This is a genomic window from Nonomuraea insulae, from assembly GCF_042656245.1.
Genome location: NZ_JBHSPA010000136.1, coordinates 207,325 through 216,024 on the forward strand (window position 1 = coordinate 207,325; position 8,700 = coordinate 216,024).

Here is an 8,700-nt window from a genome sequence, read left to right on the forward strand (position 1 = left end):
CACCACCTCCTGAGCGATCAGCAGCCGAGACAGCCGATCTTCCACCAGGATCTCCAGCGGGCCCGCCTTCGGGTCCAGCACCCAGCGCTCCACCTCCAGATTCGCCGCGGAACGGTTCTCCAGCGTGACCTTGAGGAACACCGGCTGGCCGAAGGCGAAGACCGGGCCGGCCTCGGGGGCGGTGAGCGTCAGCCGGTAACCGTCGAAGGGGATCTCCGGCGCGTACGGGGAGTGCCCGCCGGCCCCGTCGGCCCAGTAGCGGACGGTGTGGAAGGGCTCGCCGCCGGGGATCACCGCCGTCAACGGGCCGTGGCGCAGGAAGGCCAGCTCGTCGGCGTCGAAGGTGAACGCGAAGTCCTGCCAGTAGTCCAGCTCGTGACCGCCGCCCCGGTAGCGCCAGTCGTAGTTCATGAACGACGTCGAGTCGGCCCGGCCGACCGCGCGCTCGAAGCGGTGGGCGAGGTTGAGCGCGTGGCCGAGCTCGTGCACGATCGTCCTGATGATCTTCTGGTCTCTGGTCGCGCCCTGCAAGCCCGAGGTGAAGACCGCCGCGCCCTGCCGCTGGAGCAGCCCTTCCCCGTCGAACATGACCCCGAGCAACCCGGAGATGGCCGACTTGGACAGCAGGAGCAGGTGCAGCTCCCACGCGCTGGCACGCAGAGACGCCTCGCCGGAGATGAGCATGAGATCGCTCAGCATGGTGTAGATCTGCGAGTCGTCCCACGTTCCGGCGATCCCGGCGGGGATGGTCGTGCGCCGTCCCGCCTCCTTGACCGCGAACCCCGCGGTCTGCAGGCAGCCGTTGATCGTGCGCTCCACCCCCTGGAACACCACCGGGCTGGGCGCGGGGACGCCCTGCTCCAGCTCGATCTCCAGGCCCAGCTCGCGCATCGCCTCGTCCTTGTGGGTGACCGGGACGACCACATCGGTCCGCACGGGCAACCCGTTCAGCGGGGCGTCGAGCGTGACCGTCACCGTGACGCCGCCGTCCTGCGCCGGGGCGACGGCCAGCGTGCCGGTCGTCTTGTTCGTCGGGCTCGCCTGCCAGATCGCCGGCCACTTCCCATCGTCCAGCGCGACCTTGGTGCCCGGAGCGGTACGCCCTGACGCCAGGTATCGCCGGGGGCCCTCCGGCGGCACCCGGAACACGTCCGCGCTGATCACCCCCGAGCCGCCCGCGTCCACGCGCAGCGCGACCGAGATGCCGTCAGCCTGCCCCTCGTAGCGTCCGTCCCTGATCATGGGATCTCCTCGATCGTCGAATACGCCGATTCCCACGATGGGGCCGGGGGCGGGAGATGGCCTGAGTAACCCGTACTCAAGCCGGGGGCGGTTGCGCCAGAGCTGATCGTTCTTCTAAGTTAGGCCCCGTAACTATGGGAAGGGTCATCGATGAAGACCGGCGGGCGGACGGCCAGCTTCACCCTTCACGACGTGATCCAGGCGGGCAGGCGGATCGGCTTGACCGACCTGTCCATGCAGGGCGTGGCCGACGCGCTCGGCGTCACGACGGCGGCGCTCTACCGCCACGTACGCAGCCGATCGGCGCTGGAGAGCCTGGTCGGCGAGGCGATCCTGGAGGAGCTGCGCCTGGTCGACGACCCGGCGGAGCCGGCCGTCGCCCACCTGATCGGCTTCGCCGCGCAACTGCGGGTCTTCACGCTCGGGCACCCGGGCACGGCCCTCTACCTCCAGCGGCTCTTCCCGCGCGGCCCCTCGGGCATCCGGCTGCTGGAGCAGGAGATCATCGCCCTGGGCCGGCGCGGTTACGACCCGGCCGCCGCCACCGTGCTCACCTCCTCGATCGCCACGATCACCCTCGGTGTCACCGTGGCCGAGCAGGAGCGCGCGACGCTCCTCGAATCCGAGGCCGCCGACGAGGCGCTGGCCGCGATGGCCGGTTCCGCGCTCATCCGGCAGGCCGACGCGGGCATCCCCCCACACACCCCGGAGGACTACTTCGTGTTCATGCTCACCGCGACCGCAGAAGGATTGGTCGCCCTGCTCCCGCCGGGCGAACCGATCGTGGTTCCGAGGACGGCGTCCTGAAGGGCCGGCCGCCGCTCCCCGACGACCCCGCCGCGGTGGGGCCGTACGAGCTCGAAGGGCGGCTCGGGACGGGCGGGCAGGGCACGGTGTACGTCGGCCGGGGACCGGGCGGCGTCCGCGTCGCGGTCAAGCTGCTGCATCCGCACCTGGTCACCGATGACGAGGCGAGCGTGCGGTTCCTGCGGGAGGTGGAGACGGCCAAGCGGGTGGCGCCGTTCTGCACGGCGCAGATGCTGGACTCCGGCTTCGCCGGCGCCAGGCCGTACATCGTCAGCGAGTACGTGGACGGCCCCTCACTCCAGGACTCCGTACGCGAGAGCGGCCCCCGCGGCCCGGCGGCGTTGCAACGACTGGCGGTCAACACCGCGACGGCGCTGGCCGCCATCCACGCGGCCGGAGTCGTGCACCGCGACTTCAAGCCGGGCAACGTGCTGCTCGGCCCCGACGGTCCCGTGGTGATCGACTTCGGCATCGCCAAGGCGCTGGACCTGAGTCAGTCGGTCGTCACCAGCCAGCCGATCGGCAGTCCCGCGTACATGGCGCCCGAGCAGATCTCGGACGGTGTGGTGGGGCCGCCCGCCGACCTGTTCACCTGGGCCGCGACCATGTACTACGCGGCCACGGGGCGGCGGGCGTTCGGCGGGGAGGGCGTTCCCGCCACCCTGCACGCGGTGCTGCAGACGGAGCCCGACCTGAGCGGGTTCGAGGAGCGGTTCCGGGAGTTGTTGCGGGAGTGCCTGGCCAAGGACCCTGCGCACCGGCCCACCGCCGGCCAGGTCGTCGAACGACTCCGCACCCTGCCCGCCCCCGGAAACACCCCACCGGCCCCGGCCGGGAGCACGCCGCCTGTCGCTGCCGGGAGCGCGCCGTTCCCCGCCGGGCCACCCGGAAGCGCGCCGCCTGTCGCCACCGGGCCGCTCAGAAGCGGGCCACCTGTCCCCGCCGGGCACGCCGGACACACAGGGCAGGCCGGACACTACGAGCAGGCAAGGCACCCAGGGCAGGCCGGAAACACTGGGCACGCCGGGTGGGCCGATGGTGCCGGGCAAGGCGGGAGTGCCGGGCAGAGTGGGGGTGCCGGGCAGAGTGGGGGTGTGACCTGGCCGACGGGGAAGCCCGTCCGTGGGCGTACTCTCGCCCTGGCCTCGGTCACCGCGGCGGCGCTGCTCGCCGCGGGAGGCATCGGCGTCTACGCGCTCTCTCCCGCGACCGCCCAGCAGCAGGCGGCGGTGTCGACACCGGCCGTTTCCGTGCCACCGCCGAGCCCGACACCAACCTCGACGCCGACGCCGACGCCGACACCTACCCCGACGCCGAGCCGCACCAAGCACAAGCCGGCCGTCACGACGATGCCGGGCAAGGAGGAGATCATCCAGCCCACCAGGACCGTCACGGTCTCCCCCACCACAGCCCCCCGCAGGTCCAGGAGGCCGACCCACAAGCCCACCACCGCCACCCCGAAGCCGACCAGGACCAAGGCCAAAACCAAGGCCACCACCTCCGCACCGGCTCTCCCGCCCTCCACGGGCTCGGTCACGTGGACCGACGCCAGCCAGTACTGCCAGGCGCAGGGCGGGGGCATGGTGTCGTTCACCGGCAGCTGGTCCGACATGAAGTGCCAGAGCTCCGGTACGGCGGTCACCGCCACGGCGGTGTGCCAGTGGAAGTACCCCGGCTACGCGCACACCGTGGGCATAGAACCGGAGGCCGCGTTCAACCTCACGGCCACCTGCGAACTGTCCTGATAGGTAGCGCTGGCTGTACCAACAGACTCCAGCCCTCGGTATCGAGGAGGTGATCACCCCGGCGACATGCTGTGAGGGTCAGCGAATGACCCCCGCCCCCCTGAGGAACCCCTGATGAACAAGCCCCGCCGAACCTCCCTGCTCGCCCTCGGCGCCCTCGCCCTCGCACTGACCGCACCCGCGGCCGTCGCGGCGGCGCCCGCCCAGGCCGAGACCGTCGCCCCGCTGCAGAAGGCGCTGGACGACCTCGTCAAGAAGGACAAGTTCCCGGCCGCGCTCGCCACGGTCCAGGACGAGTTCGGGCAGGAGAGGTTCTACACCGCGGGCGTGGGTGACCTGAAGACCAAGAGCGAGGTCCCGCAGGACGGCCGGGTGCGCATCGCCAGCAACACCAAGATGTTCACCGCCACGGTGGTGCTGCAGCTCGTCGGCGAGGGCAAGATCAAGCTGGACACGCCGATCGAGGCGTACCTGCCGGGGCTGGTCCGCGGCAAGGGGGGCGACGGCCGCAGGATCACCGTACGGCAGATCCTGCAGCACACCAGCGGCCTGCCCGACTACGACGAGATCGTCTTCAAGGGCTTCCCGAAGTCGCTGGGCACGTACCGGGAGCCGCGGCAGATGGTGGACTACGCGCTGAAGAAGAAGGCGCTGTTCAAGCCCGGCAAGAGCTGGGGCTACAGCAACACCAACTACGTGCTGGCCGGCCTGATCGTGGAGAAGGTCACGGGCCGCTCGATCGGCGACCAGATCACCTCGCGGATCATCACCCCTCTGGGCCTGCGTGACACGTACTGGCCGGACGCCCGCGACAAGGGCATCAAGGGCCCGCACCCGCAGGGCTACCTGGCGACCAGCCCCAAGCAGCCCTGGATGGACGTCACCACCTTCGACCCCTCCTCCGGCTGGGCCGCCGGGCAGATGATCGGCACCCCCGGTGACCTCAACCGTTTCCTGTTCGCACTGCTCAACGGCGCACTGCTCGACCCCGCGCAGCTCGCGGAGATGAAGAGGACCGTCGCCGCGCCCGACTTCGACTCCGTCGGCGGCGCCCGGTACGGCCTGGGCCTGGGCACGTTCAAGCTGAGCTGCGGCGGCTTCGCCTGGACGCACGGCGGCAACGCCCCTGGCTACACCACGCGCAACGCCGTGACGAAGGACGGCAGAGCGGCGGCCATCGCCGTCACCGCCCTGCCCGTCACCCTGAAGGGCGCCAAGAACGTGGAGAAAGCCCTCGACACCGCCCTGTGCGACTGACGAGCCGTTGCGGAGTCACCGCTTCACCGCGCGGGAAACGTCACCCCGGTGAGCTCCTCGGAGACGGTCCACAGGCGCTGCTGAGCGGCCTGGTCGTGGGAGTCGGGGCTGGAGGTGACCAGCTTCGGATATCCCCGGATCTCACCCAGGCCGCCGGGACCGTAGTACTGGCCGCCGATGACGGCCGGATCGGTGGCGGCGCGCAGGGTGGGCAGGGCGCCCATCTCGGCCTTCTGCGTGAGCAGCGGCCCGAGCCAGGTGACGGGCACCCGAAGCGCGGCGGGTGCGTTGCGGGCGAGTTCGGTGTTGGACACGCCGGGGTGGGCGGCCACCGCGACCGTGGTGCCGTGCGGTGCGAGCCGGCGCTGCAGTTCGTACGTGAACATCAGGTTGGCGAGTTTGGCCTGGCCGTAGGCCCCGACGCGGCTGTACGAGCGCTCCCACTGCAGGTCGTCGAAGTGGATGGCGGCCCGGATGCGGTGGCCGGTGCTGCTGACCGTGACGACGCGGGAGCCGGGGACGGGCAGGAGCCGGTCCAGCAGCAGGCCGGTGAGGGCGAAGTGGCCGAGGTGGTTGGTGCCGAACTGCAGCTCGAAGCCGTCGGCGGTGGTCTGCTTCCGGGTGTACATCACGCCGGCGTTGTTGATCAGAAGGTCGATGCGCGGGTGGGTGGCGCGCAGGTCGGCCGCCGCGGCCCGGATCGAGTCCAGGGAGGTCAGGTCGAGGGCCTGGACGGTGACGTCGCCGGTGATGCGGGCGGCTGCCCGCTTGCCCTTCCCGACGTCGCGGACGGCCAGGACCACCGCCGCCCCGCGCGCGGCGAGCATCCGGGCGGTCTCGAAGCCCAGCCCGGTGTTGGCGCCGGTCACGATCGCCACCCGGCCGTGCTGATCGGGGATGTGCTGCTCGGTCCAGTTGGCGCTCATGACGCACTCCTAAAAAACCGCCGGTCTGTTATGTGGGCGAGCTTAAGAGACTGGCGGTCTGATGTCAAGAGACCGATGGTCTTTAAGCTAGGCTGGGGGCGTGACATTCCAGCGGGCGCGAAGCGAGGAGCAGCGGGAGATCCGCCGCCGGGCGATCCTGGACACGGCGGCGGCGATGCTCGACGAGATGCCCGTGGCCGAGGTGAGCCTCAACGAGCTCAGCCGGCGGGTGGGCCTGGCCAAGTCGAACGTCCTGCGATATTTCGAGTCGCGCGAGGCGGTGCTGCTCGAACTGCTGGACGACTTCCTGGGAAGCTGGCTCGCCGAGCTGGCGGACGAGCTGGCCGCGGGCATCGACGCGCACGCGGCACCGGAAGTGCGGGCGGGCCGGCTGGCCGAGATCCTCAGCCGGTCGCTGGCGGGCCGGGTGGTGCTGTGCGACCTCTTCGGCGCGCAGGGCGGCGTCCTTGAGCACAACGTCTCGGTCGAGGTGGTCAAGCGGCACAAGCGGTCCTCCCTCACCAGGCTCGCGACCATGACCGAGCTCGTGCGCCGCCACGTGCCCGAGCTCGGCGACGGCGCGCAACCGTTCTGCCTGATGAGCCTCGTCTCGGCGGGCGCCCTGTCGTCCTACGTCCCGCCGCCGCCCAGCCTCCTCGCCGCCTACGCGGACGAGCCCGCCCTCGGCGCGCTCCACCTGGAGCTGCGTGACGCTCTGCGCATCTCCTTCACCTCGACGCTCCTGGGCGTGCTGCCACGCGTCTGAACCTTTCCGTTCGCTGTGAGGAAATACGGCCGCACCCCGCCGGTTCGAGGGCATCGGAATTCGCGAGTGAATCCTTTGACACTAATTCTGACGAATTGACAAGTTCGGTATAGCCTGCTGTACCTCCGGGTGGTGATCCATAACGGCCTGTAAGCAGGGTCGAGGAGGTACGGATGGCGGCCGGTAATGGGCGGACCCTTCGACGAAGGCCGGCACGGTGGGATCTGTTCGCCCGTGGCCGCGTCACCTTCGACGCGCTCGAACACCTCGTCGGCGGCATGGGCACAGGAGTCCTGGCGCTGGTCGCGCTCCTGTCCCTGGTCATCACCGCGCTGCTCTGCCTGGTCGGTGTGGGGCTCTTCCTGGTGCCGGCCGCGCTGCGCGGGCTGCGCGGGGTCGCCAACCGGGAGCGGGGCCGGCTCTCGCGCTGGGGCACGGAGGAGCTCATCGCTCCGCCCCCGCCGCCGGCCGGGCTGCGCGCGGCCCTCGCCGACCCGGCCGTGCGCCGCGAGCTGGCCTGGGTGGTCGCGCACGCCTCCGGAGGGCTGCTCCTCGGCGTGCTCGCCCTCACCATCCCCGTCCACGCGGTGCAGGACGCCACCTTCTCGTTGTGGTGGTGGCTGGTGCCGCCGGGCGACGCCTCGGACGCCAGCTACGGCCTGTGGGTCGTGAACGACGCGCCCAGCGCTCTCGCCGTCGCCGGGCTGGCCCCGATCGAGGTCGCCCTCACCATGATGTTCGCGCCCCGCATGGCCCGGCTGCAGGCCTGGACGGGCCGCCGGCTGCTGCGGCCGGGGCCCGAGGTCGACCTGACCCTCCGGGTGGCGCAGCTCACCGCGACCCGTGCCGCCGCGCTCGACGCGCACGCCGCCGAGTTGCGGCGGATCGAACGATCGTTGCACGACGGTACGCAGAACCGGCTGGTCGCGGTCAACGTCCTGGTCGGGGCGGCGCTCCGGGCCCTGGAACGCGATCCCGCCACCGCCAGGGAGCCGCTGGAACGGGCGCAGAACGCCGCCGAGCAGGCGCTCGGTGAGCTCCGGGGCGTCGTACGCACGATCCTGCCGCCCGTGCTGACCGAGCGCAGCCTCGCCGACGCGCTCACCGGCCTGGCCGCGGCCTGCCCGGTGCCCTGCAGGATCGACGCCGACATCCCGGTCAGGGCTGCCGCGTCCGTCGAGGCGACCGCCTACTTCGTGGTGGCCGAGGCGCTGACCAACATCGCCAAGCACAGCCAGGCCAGAACCGCCGTCGTCAACGTGCGCCGCCGCGACGGCCACCTGCGCGTCCAGGTCGTGGACGACGGCCGGGGCGGGGCGAACGAGCACGGCTCCGGGATCGTCGGCATCCGTCAGCGGGTCGAGGCGCACGACGGGTCGTTCCTGCTGAACAGCCCTCCCGGCGGGCCGACCATCCTCAACGTGGCCCTGCCCTGCGGAACGTGAGACCCTGCCCAACCGGAAGCCCGACCCGGGGGCCGACCGGCGCCCTACTGGACTGTTCCGTGCAGTTCGCTGCGCCACAGGTCGGCGCAGACACGTTCGACGCCCGCCACGAGGTGGCGCCGGTAGGTGGTGAAGGGCAGCCCGAGCTGTTCCGCGGCCACCTGCTGGGTGGGCGCGCCGCTCAGGAACGTGATGGACAGGGCGCGGTGGAACTTGCTCGCGCGCGGATCGTCCCGCAGGGCCTCGATCGCCGCGCGCAGCAGGCCCTGCAATGCCGCGGCCCGCTCCTGCCCGCTCCGCTCGGTCACCAGCCTGGTACGCGCCAGCGGCGATGCGGCCAGCGCGTCAAGCCGTGAGATCTGGCGCAACGCCTGCCGTACCGCCTCGGTGAACTCGGCCCGCGACAACACCGCCAGCTCCACGGTCGAACCGGTCTCCGCGACCGGCGGCCGGTTCAGGCGGTCCAGCCACACCTTCGGCGGCACCGCCCGCCAGTCATGAGCGAACAGCCG

7 protein-coding genes and 1 pseudogene are annotated in these 8,700 nt (G+C 71.4%); 5 read left to right on the forward strand and 3 right to left on the reverse strand.

What is annotated here, in order from left to right; all coding sequences use genetic code 11:
• The coding region (locus ACFPZ3_RS70020) for a hypothetical protein (protein WP_379525342.1) at positions 1-1,242 on the reverse strand (1,242 nt) is incomplete at its 3' end.
• 150 nt (positions 1,243-1,392) lie between these two features.
• On the opposite strand from ACFPZ3_RS70020, the gene ACFPZ3_RS70025 reads away from it, so the two are divergent.
• From ACFPZ3_RS70025 to ACFPZ3_RS70035, 3 genes are all read left to right on the forward strand, one after another.
• Positions 1,393-2,049, forward strand: coding sequence for a TetR/AcrR family transcriptional regulator (locus ACFPZ3_RS70025; protein WP_379525343.1), 657 nt, complete (start codon positions 1,393-1,395; stop codon positions 2,047-2,049).
• A gap of 35 nt (positions 2,050-2,084) precedes the next feature.
• Positions 2,085-3,794 (forward strand): serine/threonine protein kinase, encoded by a 1,710-nt coding sequence (locus tag ACFPZ3_RS70030; protein ID WP_379525344.1) that lies wholly within the window; start codon positions 2,085-2,087, stop codon positions 3,792-3,794.
• A gap of 114 nt (positions 3,795-3,908) precedes the next feature.
• Positions 3,909-5,051, forward strand: a complete 1,143-nt coding sequence (locus ACFPZ3_RS70035; RefSeq protein ID WP_379525345.1) for a serine hydrolase domain-containing protein — start codon at positions 3,909-3,911, stop codon at positions 5,049-5,051.
• 23 nt (positions 5,052-5,074) lie between these two features.
• Here the strand turns inward: ACFPZ3_RS70035 and ACFPZ3_RS70040 are convergent, their stop codons facing one another.
• The gene (locus ACFPZ3_RS70040) at positions 5,075-5,977 is read right to left on the reverse strand and encodes an SDR family NAD(P)-dependent oxidoreductase (protein WP_379525346.1); all 903 of its coding nucleotides are present in this window, start codon (positions 5,975-5,977) and stop codon (positions 5,075-5,077) included.
• Between the two features lie 100 nt (positions 5,978-6,077).
• On the opposite strand from ACFPZ3_RS70040, the gene ACFPZ3_RS70045 reads away from it, so the two are divergent.
• On the forward strand, positions 6,078-6,743 hold the full coding sequence (locus ACFPZ3_RS70045; RefSeq protein WP_379525347.1) for a TetR/AcrR family transcriptional regulator: 666 nt from the start codon (positions 6,078-6,080) through the stop codon (positions 6,741-6,743).
• Positions 6,744-6,916: 173 nt separating this feature from the next.
• Positions 6,917-8,188 carry a sensor histidine kinase gene (locus ACFPZ3_RS70050; RefSeq protein WP_379525348.1) on the forward strand — a complete coding sequence of 424 codons (1,272 nt, stop codon included), beginning with the start codon at positions 6,917-6,919 and terminating at the stop codon, positions 8,186-8,188.
• 44 nt (positions 8,189-8,232) lie between these two features.
• On the opposite strand, the pseudogene ACFPZ3_RS70055 reads toward ACFPZ3_RS70050, so the two are convergent.
• Positions 8,233-8,700, reverse strand: a pseudogene (locus ACFPZ3_RS70055) (ATP-binding protein); the annotation flags it as partial.